The organism is Paenibacillus sp. FSL P4-0176 (assembly GCF_037975265.1).
Classification (GTDB): domain Bacteria; phylum Bacillota; class Bacilli; order Paenibacillales; family Paenibacillaceae; genus Paenibacillus; species Paenibacillus amylolyticus.
The window spans coordinates 49,996-67,511 of the sequence record NZ_CP150242.1 but is presented as its reverse complement, the minus strand read 5'-3'; the positions used below and the strand labels follow the sequence as shown (position 1 = coordinate 67,511).

Annotated in this window: 16 protein-coding genes; all 16 read right to left on the bottom strand. The window is 48.6% G+C overall.

The window, feature by feature from the left end; translation table 11 throughout:
• Nucleotides 1-17: 17 nt before the first annotated feature.
• Nucleotides 18-956, bottom strand: coding sequence for a quinolinate synthase NadA (gene nadA, locus MKY95_RS00310; protein ID WP_036606114.1), 939 nt, complete (start codon nt 954-956; stop codon nt 18-20).
• A gap of 299 nt (nt 957-1,255) precedes the next feature.
• A complete protein-coding gene (gene ftsH / locus MKY95_RS00305) occupies nt 1,256-3,301 on the bottom strand; it encodes an ATP-dependent zinc metalloprotease FtsH (RefSeq protein WP_036606115.1) in 2,046 nt (681 codons plus the stop codon).
• Between the two features lie 100 nt (nt 3,302-3,401).
• Nucleotides 3,402-3,941, bottom strand: a complete 540-nt coding sequence (hpt, locus tag MKY95_RS00300) for a hypoxanthine phosphoribosyltransferase (RefSeq protein WP_017691352.1) — start codon at nt 3,939-3,941, stop codon at nt 3,402-3,404.
• A gap of 52 nt (nt 3,942-3,993) precedes the next feature.
• The gene (gene tilS / locus MKY95_RS00295) at nt 3,994-5,433 is read right to left on the bottom strand and encodes a tRNA lysidine(34) synthetase TilS (RefSeq protein ID WP_253504665.1); all 1,440 of its coding nucleotides are present in this window, start codon (nt 5,431-5,433) and stop codon (nt 3,994-3,996) included.
• Nucleotides 5,434-5,477: 44 nt separating this feature from the next.
• A complete protein-coding gene (locus MKY95_RS00290; protein ID WP_036606117.1) occupies nt 5,478-6,425 on the bottom strand; it encodes a protein kinase in 948 nt (315 codons plus the stop codon).
• Complete coding sequence (locus MKY95_RS00285) at nt 6,409-7,161, bottom strand: VWA domain-containing protein (RefSeq protein ID WP_036668461.1); 753 nt, start codon at nt 7,159-7,161, stop codon at nt 6,409-6,411. Before MKY95_RS00285 ends, MKY95_RS00290 begins: the two co-directional genes overlap by 17 nt.
• A gap of 85 nt (nt 7,162-7,246) precedes the next feature.
• Nucleotides 7,247-9,754, bottom strand: a complete 2,508-nt coding sequence (gene spoIIE / locus MKY95_RS00280) for a stage II sporulation protein E (RefSeq protein ID WP_179088724.1) — start codon at nt 9,752-9,754, stop codon at nt 7,247-7,249.
• A 473-nt stretch (nt 9,755-10,227) separates the two neighbouring features.
• Nucleotides 10,228-10,758: a S1 domain-containing RNA-binding protein gene (locus MKY95_RS00275; RefSeq protein ID WP_017691357.1), complete on the bottom strand. Its 531-nt coding sequence runs from the start codon at nt 10,756-10,758 to the stop codon at nt 10,228-10,230.
• A 198-nt stretch (nt 10,759-10,956) separates the two neighbouring features.
• The gene (locus MKY95_RS00270; protein ID WP_017691358.1) at nt 10,957-11,292 is read right to left on the bottom strand and encodes a septum formation initiator family protein; all 336 of its coding nucleotides are present in this window, start codon (nt 11,290-11,292) and stop codon (nt 10,957-10,959) included.
• An 11-nt stretch (nt 11,293-11,303) separates the two neighbouring features.
• Nucleotides 11,304-11,873 (bottom strand): spore cortex biosynthesis protein YabQ, encoded by a 570-nt coding sequence (yabQ, locus tag MKY95_RS00265; protein WP_017691359.1) that lies wholly within the window; start codon nt 11,871-11,873, stop codon nt 11,304-11,306.
• Entirely contained in the window at nt 11,870-12,154 is a 285-nt protein-coding gene (gene yabP, locus MKY95_RS00260) for a sporulation protein YabP (RefSeq protein WP_036606119.1), read from the bottom strand. Before yabP ends, yabQ begins: the two co-directional genes overlap by 4 nt.
• A 172-nt stretch (nt 12,155-12,326) precedes the next feature.
• Complete coding sequence (locus MKY95_RS00255; protein ID WP_017691361.1) at nt 12,327-12,605, bottom strand: RNA-binding S4 domain-containing protein; 279 nt, start codon at nt 12,603-12,605, stop codon at nt 12,327-12,329.
• Nucleotides 12,605-12,877 (bottom strand): HU family DNA-binding protein, encoded by a 273-nt coding sequence (locus MKY95_RS00250; protein ID WP_017691362.1) that lies wholly within the window; start codon nt 12,875-12,877, stop codon nt 12,605-12,607. Before MKY95_RS00250 ends, MKY95_RS00255 begins: the two co-directional genes overlap by 1 nt.
• A 309-nt stretch (nt 12,878-13,186) precedes the next feature.
• Complete coding sequence (gene mazG / locus MKY95_RS00245; protein WP_339196317.1) at nt 13,187-14,680, bottom strand: nucleoside triphosphate pyrophosphohydrolase; 1,494 nt, start codon at nt 14,678-14,680, stop codon at nt 13,187-13,189.
• A 149-nt stretch (nt 14,681-14,829) separates the two neighbouring features.
• On the bottom strand, nt 14,830-16,578 hold the full coding sequence (locus MKY95_RS00240; protein ID WP_339196314.1) for a polysaccharide biosynthesis protein: 1,749 nt from the start codon (nt 16,576-16,578) through the stop codon (nt 14,830-14,832).
• 166 nt (nt 16,579-16,744) lie between these two features.
• Nucleotides 16,745-17,287 carry a stage V sporulation protein T gene (spoVT, locus tag MKY95_RS00235; protein ID WP_036606123.1) on the bottom strand — a complete coding sequence of 181 codons (543 nt, stop codon included), beginning with the start codon at nt 17,285-17,287 and terminating at the stop codon, nt 16,745-16,747.
• Nucleotides 17,288-17,516: the final 229 nt, after the last annotated feature.

Below are 17,516 nucleotides of genomic sequence, written 5' to 3'. Positions count from 1 at the left end.
AGCAAGAGTAGCGCATCCTACTTTACCAACAACATGCGCTCTAGTGATTCTCTGGCTTTGTCGGCAACGGCCGGTGGCACGTAGATTTGCGGCTTCATCGTTTCCAGGCATTTCACCAGTTTCTTCAAGTTGTTCACCTTCATGTTGGGACATACGAGGAACTTGGTAGCAAAGTGGAACTGTTTATCCGGACTATCCAGACGAAGCTGATATCCTGTACCATCTTCGGTACCTACGATAAATTCCTTCGCTGATGAATTTTTGCAATACTCCAGAATAGCTGTTGTGCTGCCTACAAAATCACCCATTTCTACAACCTCAGGGCGACACTCTGGATGGACAACAAACTCCGCATTGGGATGCTTGGCTCTCATCTCCACCACATCTTTGACTGTAAGCATATCGTGAGTGTTGCAGTAACCTTCCCAGATAATCATTTTCTTGTCTGTATGCTGCTGCACATAATGTCCCAGGTTTTTATCCGGTACCCAGATAATTTCGTCGGAATCCACCGATTGAATAACCCGGACTGCGTTCGCCGATGTACAACAGATGTCAGTCTCTGCTTTGATCTCAGCCGAGGAATTGATATACGTAACCACCTTGGCATTAGGATGTTGTGCTTTCAATTTGCGTAGTCCATCCACATTCACCATATCTGCCATTGGGCAGCCCGCACGTTCGTCCGGGATAATAACTGTTTTATTTGGCGCAAGAATTTTAGCGCTTTCACCCATAAAATGAACACCACAGAAAACGATCACATCCGCATCTGTCTGTGCTGCCTTCTGGGCTAACAGAAACGAATCTCCACGGAAGTCGGCAACCTCCTGTACTTCGTCACGTTGATAATAATGGGCAAGAATAATGGCATTACGTTCCTTCTTCAACACCATAAGCCGCTCACGCAGCTCGCGGTTCATCTCAGCCTTGCGCTCTAAAGCCAGAGCTTCCACCTGTGATCCTCTCCTTTATCGGGACAGCGTCATGCGCTGTTTCGTGGGCTAACCTAAGTCGTTATCTTCGCTTGAGAAACGAATCACAAGCGGTTTAACAACTAATTTACACAACGTTCACGACTCTGTCAATAAATGAAAAAGGCCCGGAACAGCGCTGTAACCACCTGTTTGCTAACTGGTTCGCCATCTAACTCCCGTTTATCTTTATCTATCCTCTTTTAAAATAATGGATAAAAAAAGAGAGCCTCGAGGGCTCTCTTGATTTCACCTGCTATCATAGCCAGATGTATTATGCATTAAGACGTTGGCTTAGTTCCGCCATCATCCGGGTTATTGTTATTACCCTTTTCCAGATTCGGAGCTTCGTTTGGAATATCTCCGGCTGGTGGCTCAGGCGTTTCATCTTTACCTTGAATACGAACACGCACATCACCGATGGTGTCGATGATTGGCTCTCCGCCTTCAGTTGGTGTGCCTTCACCATCATTGTCATTCTCTGCTTTTGGAGTCAAAGAACCTGTTTCGATCAATTGCTTGATCTGATCCATTTCCAAAGTCTCAACCTCAAGCAAAGTTTGAGCGATCAGGTGCATCTCTTTTGAATGTTTAACAAGCAAGTCCTTACACTTCTCATAACAGTCATTGATAAAGCGTTGCATTTCCTGATCAATCTCGTAAGCAATGGAATCCGAGTAATTCTGTTCATGACCGATATCCCGACCAAGGAATACCTGTCCTTGTGAACTTCCGAATTGCATAGGTCCCAATTTCTCACTCATACCGTATTCCATTACCATGCTGCGAACAATACCTGTCGCTTGCTGGAAGTCACTGTATGCACCAGTACCAATTTCTCCGATGAACAATTCTTCAGCTACACGACCTCCGAGAAGTCCGGTTACTTTATCCAGCAATTCTTGCTTGGTAACCAGCATACGGTCTTCTTTTGGCAACATGATTACATATCCACCCGCACGTCCGCGCGGAATAATGGTCACTTTATGTACCATATCAGCATGTTCGAGGAAGTATCCTACAATGGTATGACCTGCTTCGTGATAAGCAACGATTCGTTTCTCGCGATCACTGATGACACGGCTTTTCTTCTCCGTACCAACGATGACACGGTCAATCGCTTCGTCAACTTCCTTCATGGAAATATCTTTACGGTTACGACGCGCTGCAAGCAATGCCGCTTCGTTCAAGAGATTTTCCAGATCTGCACCAGAGAAGCCTGTTGTACGCTTCGCGATAATATCCATCTTCACATCTTTGGTCAATGGTTTATTACGGGAATGTACTTTCAGGACAGCTTCACGACCTCTTACATCAGGGCGGTCAACCGTAATTTGACGGTCAAAACGTCCAGGACGCAGCAAGGCAGGGTCCAAAATATCTGCACGGTTCGTTGCAGCTATGATGATAATACCTTCATTAACTCCGAATCCGTCCATCTCAACGAGCAACTGGTTGAGTGTCTGTTCACGTTCATCGTGACCACCACCGAGACCAGCACCACGCTGACGTCCTACAGCATCAATCTCATCGATAAAGATGATACATGGGGCATTTTTCTTCGCATTTTCAAACAAATCACGTACACGTGATGCACCGACACCGACAAACATTTCCACGAAGTCGGAACCTGAAATAGTGAAGAATGGTACACCCGCTTCACCGGCTACGGCACGAGCGAGCAATGTTTTACCGGTACCTGGAGGCCCTACGAGCAATACGCCCTTAGGAATCCGCGCACCTACTGCTGCGAATTTACGAGGGTCCTTGAGGAAGTCTACAACCTCAACAAGTTCCTGTTTCTCTTCGTCAGCACCCGCAACATCTTCAAATGTAACCCGCTTCTTCTCTTCGTTGTAGAGACGAGCACGGCTTTTACCAAAGTTCATTACTTTACCGCCGCCGCCTTGAGCCTGATTAAACAGGAAGAAGAACAGCAGGAACATAATGATCAAAGGAATAAAGGAAGTCAGCAACGTCAACCAGATGCTGTCACCTTTCATTGGCTCCTGATGATATTGGAAATTGTTAGTTTCACTTGCAGCTACAAGCTCACTAATTGCCTCATCCGTAGGAGGAATATACGTTGAGAAATTTTCTGATTTGGCGCCATCAGGTGCCTTCTTGTATTGACCGGTCACGAGATACGTTTGACCGTTGAATTGAACCGTCAATTCAGAGACATTGTTGGCTTTGATCGCTGCACGCAACTGATCATATCTAGGATTATCGGTGGCTTCGCCGCCATTGCTGACGAACTGGACTATCCCCACCACAACTAAAAAAAGAATCAAATAAAAACCAGAATTCCGGATGAACCGATTCATCCCCTACCTCCTCTCGAGACACTTTAATTATTTTAACATAGCCCGACATGGCTTCTCAACAGAAGCCAAGAACAGCTCAAGGCTTGGGTCGGGCAGGATATTAGCTACTATAGACTTCCGGCTTCAAAATCCCGATATAGGGCAGGTTCCGGTACTTCTCCGCAAAATCCAAACCGTAACCAACGATGAACGCGTCAGGAATGTCAAAGCCTGTGTAATGAGCTTCCAACTCAACTTTACGGCCTGAAGGCTTGTCGAACAGCGTAACCACACGCACCGACTCGGCACCGCGGTTTTCTAGCAGTTCAATTAGGTAGCTGAGTGTAAGTCCGCTGTCGATAATATCTTCGACAATCAGAACTTCCCGTCCTTCAACGGATACATCCAGATCCTTAATGATTTTGACAACACCTGATGACTTGGTGGAAGCGCCGTAACTGGATACTGCCATAAAATCCATTTCAACAGGTACCGTTATGTTTTTAACCAAATCAGCCATAAATATAAACGCACCCTTGAGCACACAAATGACCAAAGGATTGCGATTTGCATATTCGGCACTTAGTGTTGCGCCTAATTCCTTGACTTTACTCTGAATTTCTTCTTCACTGATCAATACTTCCTGAATGTCGTTCTGCAACTGTGCGAACCTCCTAAGTTATACTATGAAAGCCTTACCTGAACCATAACCACTACCCCTGAATCGCTGAATCGCCTACAGTCATGTACAGGATTGCGGAAGTGCCCTCCCTGACAGGAGCCACACTGGACCGTCGAACACCCGGTAACCAGATGATATGACCTGCTCCATCACATACCACAGGAATACGTGGACGGACAGATGGGGGGATTTTCTCATCGATGAAAATATTTTTCACCTTTTTGCTTCCGTTTAATCCCATCACTTTCATGGTATCTCCAGGTAACCGTGAACGCACAACCAGCGGCATAAGCAGTTGATCCGCATCAAACGCGGCTTGATCCGCCGATTCCGGTACATGATAGTCCTCGGGACTCACCGTCATCAACCGAATATACCGGTTAATTGGGGTGAGTGAAAGCTCATAAGTTCCACTCCATTGCGCAAGACGATACTCGTAAGATTGATCCTGTACGTCCGTCCGTATGCCAAAAGAAATCAGATTATACTCCCGAGTGCAGGCGAGTGTCTGTCCTATATCCAGGCTCCAGGTCGTCACATGGGTCTCCATGACCTTGTGCCGAATGGTTTCTATACGGGTAAAGTCGACAAAATCACTGTCCAAAGGCAGATAATTCAATATTAGTTTAATCAACCTTCGTTGTAAAGCGACATGTAACTTCAAGAAGGAAGGCACCTCAAAGGTTTGCCTTCCGCCGTTCACCTGCACTAGACACCTGTATGTGTCATATGCACTCTGCTCCATGAAATCGTCTTCATCACCCACAATTTCGGCAAGCCGATTCAATGACGGCGTGAGTTGTCCATTATACTGCCCCAAAAAAGGAAGCACATCCAAGCGAATGGCATTACGCCGATATTTACGCAGGGCGTTGCTCTCATCATTGAAATACATAAAACCCTGGGTATTACAAGCTTCTACAAGGTCTGTCTTGTTTATACGAAGGCATGGACGAATAAGTTCCACATTTTTTTCTCGTCTTTTAAACTTCATTCCTGAGAGTCCCGACAAGCCGGTTCCACGAAGCAAATGAAGCATGACCGTCTCCGCCTGATCATCGGCATGATGTGCCAAAGCGATGCTTGCCGCATTATATTTGGAAGCCACTTCGTGCAAAAAGGCATATCGCTTGTTGCGGGCTGCTTCCTGTGGTCCTTGACCCGTCAGCTCCATATATGAAGGTACATCGGCCTTGGTCCATTCAAATGTAATACCAAGCTGCTGTGCCAGTTCCATCATTTTCTCCGCTTCATCATCAGATTCACTCCGGAATCCATGATGCACGTGGGCACAGATCAATTCAAGTGGCACATGCCGCTTGCTGATCTCGTGCATGATATGCAAAAAAGCTACCGAGTCCGGCCCGCCCGATACTGCGACGACAATCCGATCCCCGGGAACCCATAACTGATGCTCTTCCGCTGCATCCAGCACGTTCTTCACCAGCATGTTCCAGCGTAAAGCCTCCATACCTGTTCCTCATTCCTTGCGTTATGTATATGCACTCTCACAGATCAGAAAAGTAGTGCATAGATGAGCACTCCAATAAGTAATATCACAGATACAGCGAATGCGTTCATAAGCCAGCGCGGTGTTGTACTTTTGGAACGACGGCGGAGAGGCGTGGGGCGTGCCATCATTTCCTTCCACCCTTGTGCCGCATGACCTGCATCACGAAACTGACCTCGTAATGCCTGAGTCGTCCAATTGCGAAAAGGACCCAGTCGTTCACTGCGCTCCACCAGCGCTACGAGCTGATTCACACTTCGCAGTTGCGGTAATCCTTCGGCCGCCAGTGCCTTGAGCGCGTCTGCTTCAAGTACATGAATCAATAATAATGCAAATGCAAATACATCATAGGTACCATCTGCCGTACGGCTACCTGCATTCCAGAAGCCCCGATCATACCATTCGGTGAACTGTTTGACGCTTCGACCAATCGACGTAACTCCGCCGTAGTCGATCAATTCCACCTGCCCATAGTCGGATACCAACACATTCTGAGGTTTGAGATCACCAAACACCCATCCCGCCTGATGCAATTGTGCCAGCTTCTGCAAGAGTCTAAGTCCCACCAGAAGTGTCCAGTCTGTCCCCTGACGCCGAATAAAGTGATGAAGTGCCTCACCTCTAACGTAACGCATCACATAAAAGGGAATATCCCGGCCACGAACGGCATAATCATCCACATCTTTAAGATAGGAAGGAATGCCGCTCTGCCGAAGGGCCTCATGATTACGCTGTAGTTGAAAAGATTTGAGCACATTGACTTCCGATTGCAGATCAACCGGATCAAATCCCATTTTTAACGCGTAGTGTTTGCCATTTTCACCCCGTTGGACAAGAAAAACGATGCCATTAGCTCCTTTGCCCAGTAGCTTCCGAATCGTGTAACGACTGCGATTCCATTTCCCTGTAACCACTGTTCCTGGCGGGAAAGAGGCGTCAGACAACGTTGTCACCGAGCATCCCTTCTCTTTCAATGCGATAGTTCCCTTCTATTTCCTGCTGTTTCTCCAGTGTACCATAACGGTAAAAATCAATCACCTTCTGAATTGCAGGACCTGTCGGCGTTGCACCCTTCATCTGCAACCTTCCAAACAAGGACCGAACACGGCCTGGATCCGTTGTCCAGTCAATATCCATTACCGCATCTTCTCCGCTGTGTCGTCCGGGAAAATGAAATACGGAAAGCTTGCTCTGACCTATACGCGCCTGCAAACTTAACATTAAATCACGAATGCCTTCTTCTACCGCAGCCAGTTTGGGCTTCATGCTAGCACTGACGTCTATTAGCAATATAACCTGTAACGCTGTAGTTTCAGCCATATCATCCATCACTTCAACGACCCGGGCGCGTTGTGCAGGCTCCAGATCGGTTACCGTTTTGGGCTCCTTCTCTCCCAAAATTTGTGTTAACTCTCTATTAACCGCCTGCTGAATGGTCTGAACCACCGTTTTCCTTGTCATCATCTGCATCGTATGGGCAAGCTGACGTGTACCTACAATTTGGCTGATTCCACCTCCAGCTCTGGCAATATCCTCAATCTCCCGGCTACCCAACTCACCAATGGTTCCATAATCAATCACGCCAACCACATTAACCGTAATCCCCTCTTCCAGCGCTTCGGCCGCTGCCAGCACTGGACTTGGTCCTACATTGGAACAACCGTCGGTGATCAATAAGATTTGCTTCATCCGATATCCCTCCGTTATTCGTTACTCTCCAACTCTATGACTAGCATTGCCAGAATGAAGAGACTTCAAACAGAAGAATATGCAATTAACTGACGGTCCGTGGACGCTCCATCCGGTTGATGCCAGGCACACGCAGTGTGGCCCATTCAGGGCGGAAATGCTCTACTTTTCCAACAACGACGGTCATATCATCCAATATCTCATGCTGCTGATATCTTATGACACTTTCAAGCAGGCAATCGGCCAAATCTTGTGGATCATCTGTATCAATCTCTTGAATGAGCCGTTTCATCCATAACTCTTTGTTCACCGCATACCCCGGTGCATCATAGATGCCATCCGTCATCATAATGAGGATATCCCCCGGCTGAAGCTGTACCGTCACCAGATCCACTTCAATATCTTTAATAATACCGATTGGCAAATTGCTGGCCGAAACCTGAATAACCTCCTGTCCTCGTTTGATAAAACTTGGCGTCGATCCGATTTTCATAAACGTGGTCTCTGCCGTATATTCATCGATCAGCGCCATATCCACTGTTGCATACATCTCTTCAGGGGAGCGCAACATCAGAACGGAGTTCACGGATTTGATCGCCAGTTTCTCGTCCATGCCGGACTGTAGCAACTGTTCCAGTATGTTCAGCGCCGCGCTACTCTCCATGCGTGCCCGTTCTCCATTGCCCATTCCATCACTGAGTGCCACCGCAAATGTACCGTTGCCTAACTCAACCGTACTGAAGCTGTCGCCTGACATCACATCTCCCCCTTTTGCGGCGGCGGCAACACCCGTGGTAACCTCGAACGTTTTGGCTGAACCAAACGTAACGGTCGCCAATCCCTGACGAGGATCGGTCATGGTCTCATGCAAGACGGCAATATGCTCGTCCAGTACATCCGAGATCAGCGGAGCAATCATTTTCCGGCACTCATCGAATCCACGTGTATATGCATGTACAATCTCAATCTCTACATTGCCCGCTTCCAGATTGATGATCTCAATGGAGTGAATAGACAAGCCCAGTGACTCCAGTGCGTCCCGAATCTGCTCCTCCTGCTGTACCATCTCATCACTTTCCCGCTGAATTTCTTTGGCCAGGTCCTCCATGACCTGAGATACACCGGACAATTGCTCTGCAACCAGCTGCCGGCTATCGATAATTTGACGCTTCCATTGCATGTTATGTTGATGCAGTCCATACTGGGCACGCATGACTTCAAGGACCTCTTCCGGTTTCGCACATACCCTGTTCCAGTCCACTGGAATCTGCTTGCCTGAGATCTCCGGGTTTCCTTCAATCGTACTCATCACGTCCGTCATATATTTGTAGGTTTGAATAAACTTCGCATCCCAGCATTGTGTACGCTTGAAACAGCTTGCACATGTGCCCTCGGCAACCGCATTCATGAAATGGTCCATTCCACCTTCTTTCTGTACCTGCTCCCCTGCACCGGACATCTGATCAAAGCTACGTGACAGTTGACGGAATACCTGTGAGAACCGGGTTACCCGTTCTGCCGTGATATCCCGTATTCGTTTGGCATACTCATGCTGCGATTTGGTATGATCCTGCGTACCCGGTACATATTTGGATATCGCCGTCATCAGGCTTTTAGGTGTTAACATGAATAGTACGATAGCTGCACACGTCTCCCATAATGAGTTCATCACATCGCCCGGTCCGCCCAGATATATGGATAGAATGGACGAACCCAGCAGCATGCCCAGTGCAACCGCCGCACGTTTGCCTTCTCGAAGCATACCCGCCAGCATCCCGGCAAAAGCAAGCAGGCTCATCTGATACACCGCTGACATGTCAGCCAGACTCAGAATCAAGCCGGTAATGACCCCAACTGAGGCTCCAAGGGGGGCTCCGCCCACCAGCGCAAAGATTAATATGAGATAACGGGAGAGCATATGCTCGACGGATAAAGACTGAATGGTCCACCCTACGGCTCCCGTCATAACGGAAGCGAGCAATATGATCAGGCAGAGGATCTCCTCGTTCTTTAGGCTGAACTTTTTTTTGCGGTAGGTGAAGATCGGTATGGCTTGTATAAAAACAAGGGTGAGCACGAAACTTAATACCGAATCCATCGTGAGCATCAGCATCGCGTACCAGCTGAAGGATGGTCCAATCACAACCGCGAATAACTTGACCATAAATGTAGTCGTAAACACCATCGTTGGTGCATAAGATAATTCAGCACGATCATATGACTCCAGACCGCGGAAGAGCAGATAAAAGATGGCGATCTCCGATGCAACAATGAGTGGTACCGGAAACGGTGCAAAGAGACTGCCTGCGAGAAGTGCAGCGCCTACCGGAATGATGTAATCCCTGCGCATGAAAGCAATTACGGCGAAGTAAGCAATGGCAAAGGGAGATAACTCATTCAGGATCATTGCCTTTCCGAGCAGGAACCCCATAAACGTAAGCAGCAGTACCCATTTGCGGGAAGCAACCATCTGGACAGCCTTGCGGGAGCCAAGCCATTGTTTCAGACGTACCGACAGCTCCTCCCGAGCTTCCGTACCTCCTTTACCTGCTTTCATTCCCGGAAATTGAATGACATTCCACTTTTCCATCATCCTCAAGGCACCCCATTCGATTAATTTGAATTTTCGTGTTTCGTTCTCGATGGTTCTGATTATAGATAGATTAGAAGACGTAGTTTGTCAGAATAGGTGGGCAGGGTCCAAAAAGTTTACGACAAAAGAAACAAGCCTGGCGCGGTGGAGCGAAACCCCCGGCCTTATTGTGGTTTCATTCATTCTCCTACTTGATTCCGACAATCGGAATGTCTGATTTTGAACCGGAGATGGTTTGGTCTCGCCACCATTTGAGCAGGATAACTGTGGAATGCCACGGAAACCTGTCGGTAAAAAATGGTAGACGACAAATGTTCTTATGGTTTCATTTTGCCGTGCAGAAAAACTGGGGATATGGAGCTTCACCTTACAAAAAAAGCTATTCAACTACTTATCTGTGAAAGAAACGCAAAAAAACCGTTAGCCCATGGGCTAACGGTTTTACTTATATGTTTAGATCAGGTTGTGACAGATTACACACGCTTGGCTCCACGGCCTCCGCGTTTGCCTTCTGTGTTCTTCTTAAGCGAAGAGATCCGCTCTTCACTATCTTTCAGGAAGCGTGACATTTTATCCTCAAATGAAGGTTTGCCTGCTGCGGGCTTGAAAGAACGGCCTCCGCGGTCACCACGGTTAAATCCACCGCCGCCACCACCACGACCTTGGCCACCACTTGGGCCTCCGCCGCTGAATCGTTCGCGATCTCCTCCACTGCGTTCCGGTCTAGGAGCTCTCGGGGGTCTAGATTGGGTTTGTTGCTCAACCGGTTTGTCAACAGCTTGCTTAATGGAAAGTCCGATCTTGCCATCCTTGTCAACGTTGATAACCTTCACTGTAACGAGGTCATTCAGCTTCAGGTGGTCGTTGACATCTTTGACATAATTGTCGGCGATTTCCGAGATGTGAACGAGACCCGTGACACCTCCTGACAGATCCACAAATGCTCCAAAATGCGTGATTCCTGTCACCTTGCCCTCTAACTTGGTGCCCACTTCAATTGCCATAGAATAAAATGATCCTCCCTTAAAAATATACAACCCGATTTTTTGAATGCCAAAATCAATGCTGCGCTAATGTAATTATACCTTATGCCATAAACCAAGGTCAACTGAACACTACCCCATCAGAGAGCCTATTTTTTCCGGTTTAACGGCTTCAGACACACGGATAACAAACCTAGCTCGGTAATAGACCGAATTCCATCAGTTCCCTGACTCTTCAACCTGGATCGGCGTTTCCTCAGGAAGATAATATCCTTTTTTCCGTGCCAGCTGTCCTATGTATTCAGGGTCATTCAACCGGCTGACTTCGTACTTCAACTGTTCCAGCTTCTTCAACGTATCTTCCTTTGAAGCTTGCTGAGTGGCCAGATGAGAACTCTTGTCCGAAATTTGTGCAGTCTGCACAAGGAATGTATATCCTGCCCATATTACAAATACAATCATAAACGTCATCCAAAGCATGAGGCGCCTTTTTGCACCGGCAGATTTTCCTTGGTTAGTTGGAGCCTTTGATCTGCCCACAGGTGTTTTACCCATTACGGACCTCCTTAAAACCAGCGTTTCCACATCGCTGCAATTCTTGTACCCACACGGATCATGAAGCGTGGCGTTACCCAATGTTTCAGGAGCGGCCTAAACATCCAGCGGAACAACTTGCCGAAAGGTACCAAACACTGCAGCACCAGCCTGCCCAGGAATAATAGTATCGCAATTACAAAACCGAATAATACGCGAATTAACTTATAAATTCCTTTAGCCGGCATAACGATCAGGATGTTAAGGATATGTCCACACCAATGAATCAGCGTTCTTGCGAGTTTAATTAACATTACCACAAAACGCTGGGTTGTAACACTTAAAAGCCAAAAATAGAAGCAAACCCCTATAATCAGCCCCAAAAAGACATAAAACCGCAACTGTCCGTGGTTTCCGGCGTATAGCATCCGAAAAACGAACAGCGCGGAAGCAACCCAGTACAACAGATCGAGCGTGTGTATACTCCATCTCGGAAACCGCAGCTGTCCGGACAGTACCCGGTAACTGTCGTAGGCCATTCCCATCACGACCCCCGAGGTGAGCATCCACATCAATGTGATCCATTGAGTATCCGGACTCATCGGAACATCTTGCCAAACAGGCCTTTACCATTTTTGGACTGGGAACCGGGGTCCAGATATTGGAGCGAACTGACTGTGCCTTCAATGGATAACAGACCTTCCTCCAGGCTCAGGTTTTTGATATGTAAATTGTGCCCCCGGATGGTCAGATGCCCAAGTTCAGTCTGCAGCAAAAATTCCTCACTGTCGAAGCTCTCCACGTTGGAGACACCCGTCAGATCCAGCAGTTTCCGATTCTGCATGCTCAGATGATGCTGTTTGGCCTTACCGTGCTCAACCATGGCATGTACCCCTCCTTCTTACACCTAGCTTATGGATGTGGAGGTTGGAATAGAACCAGCGTTGTTGAACAAATAACCCGGCATCCAGTAAAAACAAAAACGCCCTTCCCTGTTACAGGAGGACGTTTCGATTCAACTTGCATTGAATGAATATTTAATACCAGATGTACTGTTACCAGTTCATTCCGTTATCCTTGGCGATCGGCTCTTCCTTCACCAAGGTGTAGAGGCTACTCGCCTCATCCTTCTTGGTACTCTCGGCAATTCGTTCCACCCTCACAGTGACCAGTTTCTGACCGAACTGAACCGTCAGCTCATCGCCCACTTTGACAGCGGCGCTGGGCTTAGCTTCACGTCCGTTCACCAGAACACGTCCCTGTTCAGAGACGTCCTTGGCCACAGTGCGGCGTTTGATTAGCCGGGAGACCTTCAGGAATTTATCAAGACGCATTATTTTACGGCTTCTTTAAGTTTGTTGCCTGCTTTGAATGCAGGAACAGTGGACTCAGGAATCACGATTTCATTCCCTGTTTGTGGGTTACGTCCGGTACGACCGGAACGTTTGCGGGTCTCAAAAGTGCCAAAGCCGATCAATTGTACTTTGTCTCCGCTGGCAAGTGCATCTGTAATTTCTCCCAAAAAGCCATTCAATACGGACTCAACGTCTTTTTTAGTCAAACCACTTTTGGTTGAAATGTTGTTAATCAGATCTGTTTTGTTCATTTTTAAAAGCCTCCCAAATTGAAAAAAAAGTATCTGCGATTCCTGACAATACATCGATTGCCGCTGATTCGCGTTAGGTTACTACACATGTATTCTGGCTTGGCATCTGAAATCCTGCCTTGGTCCGCGACTTTTTTTAGCTTTTTGTCGATGGTCCGCAGGCAACAGTCTAAGACCAGTACCCGAAACCATCCGTCGCTAAACACCAACCCCAGTTTACACAGATGAACACATGTTCGTATTATCATAACACACTGCATAGCATGAATGGAATAAGGTTATCTGGCTTTTCCCAGAAAATTGAACCTGTTATAATCCTGCCTTCTTCGCATCCTGCCAGAATTGCTCCATCTCTTCTACATTGCTTTCTGCTGGTGTTCTTCCCTGTTCACGCAAACGCTCTTCGATGTACTGGAACCGCCCAACGAACTTGCGGTTGGTCGCAGCAAGCGCCTCTTCCGGGTCCGTATCGATGAATCTTGCAACGTTTGCGGCTGCGAATAATAAATCACCCAGTTCGAGCTTCCGTTCTTCCGCAGACTGGCCTTGTTGCACCGCTTCTTTCAACTCCGCCAGTTCTTCCTCGATCTTGGCAAACACACCTTCAACATCATCCCAGTCAAAGCCTACTTTGGCTGCTTTCTTCTGTAACTTGTATCCCTTCATCAATGCAGGCAAGTCACGCGGTATACCATCCAGCACGGAAACCTTCTGCTGATCCTGGCCTTTGCGCTTCTTCTCCTCTGCCTTCATCTGTTCCCAGTTCTGAAGAGCTTCATTCGCATCTTCTGCCTGATTATCGCCAAACACATGTGGATGGCGGAAGATCAGCTTATCATTCAAACCTTCGATGACATCATACACATTAAATGTACCCACTTCTTCTTCCATCTGGGAGTGCAATAAAATCTGCAGCAGCAGATCACCCAGTTCTTCTTTCATATGGTCGGGGTCATCCTCGTCGATCGTCTCAATGACCTCATAGGTCTCTTCAATCAGGTTTTTGCGAATGGACTGATGCGTCTGCTCCTGATCCCATGGACAGCCACCCGGACTGCGAAGAATATTGACGATCTCATGCAAACGCGCAAAGGATCTACGACGCAAGGCATCATCGGTGTTCTTCGGTACATAGATCAGTGACAGATTGCCGTACCCTTCGATCCGGTCCAGTTCGTGCAATGGAATCTTGTGAATGACCTCCTGACCCTGCACACCCAACGCATGACCCACAAATACCGGATAATCATCCGGGTAAACCTCCATCAGGCATAGCTTCACATCCGAAGCAGTGAACACATCGTAGACTTGTCCGATCAACGTATGTAGCTGTGGTTGTACCAGTTCCGTGTTCAGGCTGCTGGCATCCAGAAGTTGAAAACCTTCGATTGGATCGAATCCAAGTCGTATAAAAGCTTCATCTAGGAAGCTCTCCCCGCCCATCACACGCAGTGAAATACCCATCTGCGGACAACGCTCTTTGAGTAGGCGCACACTTGCTTCTGCCACCATGGGATGACCCGGAACGGCATACACAACTTCGGTTCCGGCCTCACCCTTACGAGCAGCCTCTATCAGTTGGTTCGCGATCTCATCATATACTTCGGGGAAGGAGGACTTCGCCTCATAGATGGCATCAAATGATGTCATCTCCAGCCCCTCTTGCTTCAGATCATTCAATACGGGATGATCCAGGGTACGTACATACAGCCTAGCTGCATGTTTCATTTTTTTGATAATACCTACGGTCAGTTGGTCTGCATCTCCAGATCCAAGACCCACTACGGTTAAAGCTGCACTCATTACGTAAACCTCCATCCGGACTATCCTGTCCAGGCTCACTGATTCATCATGCCTGAACAGGACTAATTACACGTATTATACCAGAATCATTCGATATCCTATAATTGCATATTCGCTGTGCTGGGTGTAGAAGCACCGTGAGCATGAAGCTAGCGCAGCACACGCAGTTTGCCCAGCAGCTTGGCAAGGCGAGGCCCCAACTTGGGCACAGCCGCCAGCTCCGCGGCGGTCAGTAGCCCTGTCCGGGCCGCCGCCAGCAAGAACACGGCAGAGCCTGCGGCAATGCCCAGCAGGCTCACGCCCATCGCGGCCAGCCTGCGGTCGGCCGCGACACCCATGCCGCCGAGCACGGCTTCGGCGGCCCAGGCCGTGCCTAACGCCGCCAGACTCATGGCGGCGATCACCAGCGCCGGCTTCGCCAGGACGGCGCCAGGGGCAGGGCGCAGGGCGACAAGTCGCGCCAGCAGCGCCACATTCAAGCCAGCCGCCAACATGTAGGCGACTGCGCCTGCCAGGGCCGCGCCGCTGATGCCCAGCGCCGGCACAAGCATAACGTTCAGCAGCGCCTTGACGCCTGCGGCGGCCAGCATGCTGAACGCGGGTGCGCGCACGGCGCCGAGGCCTTGCAGCAGCGCCGCCGCAATAATGCTGACGGTGCTGCCCGCAGCCGTCAGCGCCATGTACCGCAGTGCTTCGGTGCCTGCGGCATCTCCGTACAGCATGCGGTTAATCGGCTCCGCCAGCACCGCGAGACCCGCGGATGCCGCCAGGCCGATCAACCAGAACCAGCGCAGCGCAAGGCCTGCTTGCTGCCGGACGACTTCTGGCCCGCCCTTTAACCGGGCTTCCGCCATCGCCGGAATAAACAGCACAGATAGTGACGTGGCCAGCATCGTCACCAGTTGAACCAGCGGCAATCCACGGTTATAGATGCCGAAGGAAACCATCGACTGAAGCTCATCCAGTCCTTCTCCTCGCAGCAATCGGGGCACGGTGAAGGTATCCACCAGATTCATCAGCGGTACAGCCAGCGACCCGAGACAGACGGGAATGGCGTACATGAGCAGCGTCTTGATCCACTCCCCATTGGATCGTGATCTTTCTGCCAGAGCCGGGTTAATAGCACTCACCGTTTTCTTAAGCGGCGTAACCGGTGTATTCTCCTGACGCTCATGACGATCTGATCCAACCTCTCCACTGTTACTGCTCCATTCCGAATTCAATTGCCCGTTGACCACTTCCCTGCCTTTTCGCCGGTGACGGACCATGTATCCTAACATGGTTAACAGCCCAACCATTCCACCAGCAACGGAGCCCATCATGGCACCAGCAGCAATAGTCTCAAGCGAAGCATCCCGTCTCATCAACCACAGAAGCAAAACAATCATGACGGTGACACGTATCGTCTGCTCCACCACTTGTGATACCGCTGTTGGAACCATCTGTTGTAATCCCTGAAAATATCCCCGCAGCCCTGTCATCACCGGTACGAACAATAACGCCCATGAAGCTGCACGAATCGATGGAACCACATGGCGGTTGCCAATCATGTCAGCGATCAGTGGCGCACCTGCATACATCAAGAGCGCCATTATAATTCCAATTCCCCCGAGCAGTAGGGAAGATAGTCGAATAATTCTTCTGCTCTCGTCTGGTCTTCCAAGTGCGTTCTGTTCTGCTACGAATTTGGATACGGCCAGCGGCAGCCCTGCAGCAGCAAGCGTGATAATGAGCATATATAACGGATATACCGTATTGTAGATGCCAAATACACCGTCTCCCCCCAGATTCTGCAGCGGAATCTTCTGAAAAGCACCAATGATTTTAGAGATAATGGCAGCAAGCCCAAGTATAAATGCACCCTGTAGCAGCCTTGAGCCTGTAGACGGCTGTTTCATAAGTCCCTCCCGCGTAATCCTTTTAAGCATACCCTGCTATTATAACTGCCTGGAGGCACACAGACTAACCCTCCCCCATCACAATCATCCGGATTAACTTCGTTGTCCCTTAAAATGCAAAAACTCCCGTATGCCCAAGACAGGGCACCAGGAGTTGATCTGCGGTCTATTGTTCCATTTGCTTGCCAAGGAAACCAGCAGCCGTCTCAGACATCTTCACTTCCATCTGAGACATCTTCACCGATTCATCCTTATTAAACAGGATAACCGTTCCGATGGGGTCACCACCTGAAATAATCGGCGCAATAACAAAAGAGGATAACGTCTCGTCATGATCTTTGCTAAGTTCATAAGAACCATTGTTTGTTTCCAGAATGGTCTTCCTGTTTTCCATACATCCCTCTAACAGCTGACCTACCTGCTTGTCCAAATATTCTTTCTTGGAGCCGCCTGCCACCGTGATAATGGTATCCCGGTCAGAAATCATCGTTACATGTCCTGTACTCTCATACAGGGATTCTGCATATTCTTTGGCAAAATCACCAAGTTCGCCAATTGGCGAATATTTTTTAAGGATAACTTCTCCATCACGATCCACGAAAATTTCCAGTGGATCACCTTCACGAATACGTAACGTACGGCGGATTTCTTTTGGAATGACCACACGACCAAGGTCATCTATACGGCGGACAATACCAGTAGCTTTCATTTCACATGTTGCCCCACTTTCTCGAGAAGATTTTTCAACTACTGTTCCTTAATGGGTAGAGGAAAGTCCCAGAACGTTTAGTGTGATATCTTGACCATAGTATTCATCTGTTCCCATTTCCTTATACATGCTTCGGAGAATATAGTTGTGTAACTTTCGAAGAAGGCGACCATGTACCCATACGACTTGAATATATAAAAGAAGAAGCAAGAAGGAGGTCCTAAGTCCT

Coding starts and splice junctions, on each gene's coding strand:
- ftsH (WP_036606115.1), bottom strand. CDS start 3,301: ATGAATCGGTTCATCCGGAATTCTGGTTTTTATTTGATTCTTTTTTTA.
- tilS (WP_253504665.1), bottom strand. CDS start 5,433: ATGGAGGCTTTACGCTGGAACATGCTGGTGAAGAACGTGCTGGATGCA.
- MKY95_RS00285 (WP_036668461.1), bottom strand. CDS start 7,161: ATGAAGCAAATCTTATTGATCACCGACGGTTGTTCCAATGTAGGACCA.
- spoIIE (WP_179088724.1), bottom strand. CDS start 9,754: ATGATGGAAAAGTGGAATGTCATTCAATTTCCGGGAATGAAAGCAGGT.
- MKY95_RS00275 (WP_017691357.1), bottom strand. CDS start 10,758: ATGGCAATTGAAGTGGGCACCAAGTTAGAGGGCAAGGTGACAGGAATC.
- MKY95_RS00270 (WP_017691358.1), bottom strand. CDS start 11,292: ATGGGTAAAACACCTGTGGGCAGATCAAAGGCTCCAACTAACCAAGGA.
- yabQ (WP_017691359.1), bottom strand. CDS start 11,873: ATGAGTCCGGATACTCAATGGATCACATTGATGTGGATGCTCACCTCG.
- yabP (WP_036606119.1), bottom strand. CDS start 12,154: ATGGTTGAGCACGGTAAGGCCAAACAGCATCATCTGAGCATGCAGAAT.
- MKY95_RS00255 (WP_017691361.1), bottom strand. CDS start 12,605: ATGCGTCTTGATAAATTCCTGAAGGTCTCCCGGCTAATCAAACGCCGC.
- MKY95_RS00250 (WP_017691362.1), bottom strand. CDS start 12,877: ATGAACAAAACAGATCTGATTAACAACATTTCAACCAAAAGTGGTTTG.
- mazG (WP_339196317.1), bottom strand. CDS start 14,680: ATGAGTGCAGCTTTAACCGTAGTGGGTCTTGGATCTGGAGATGCAGAC.
- MKY95_RS00240 (WP_339196314.1), bottom strand. CDS start 16,578: ATGAAACAGCCGTCTACAGGCTCAAGGCTGCTACAGGGTGCATTTATA.
- spoVT (WP_036606123.1), bottom strand. CDS start 17,287: ATGAAAGCTACTGGTATTGTCCGCCGTATAGATGACCTTGGTCGTGTG.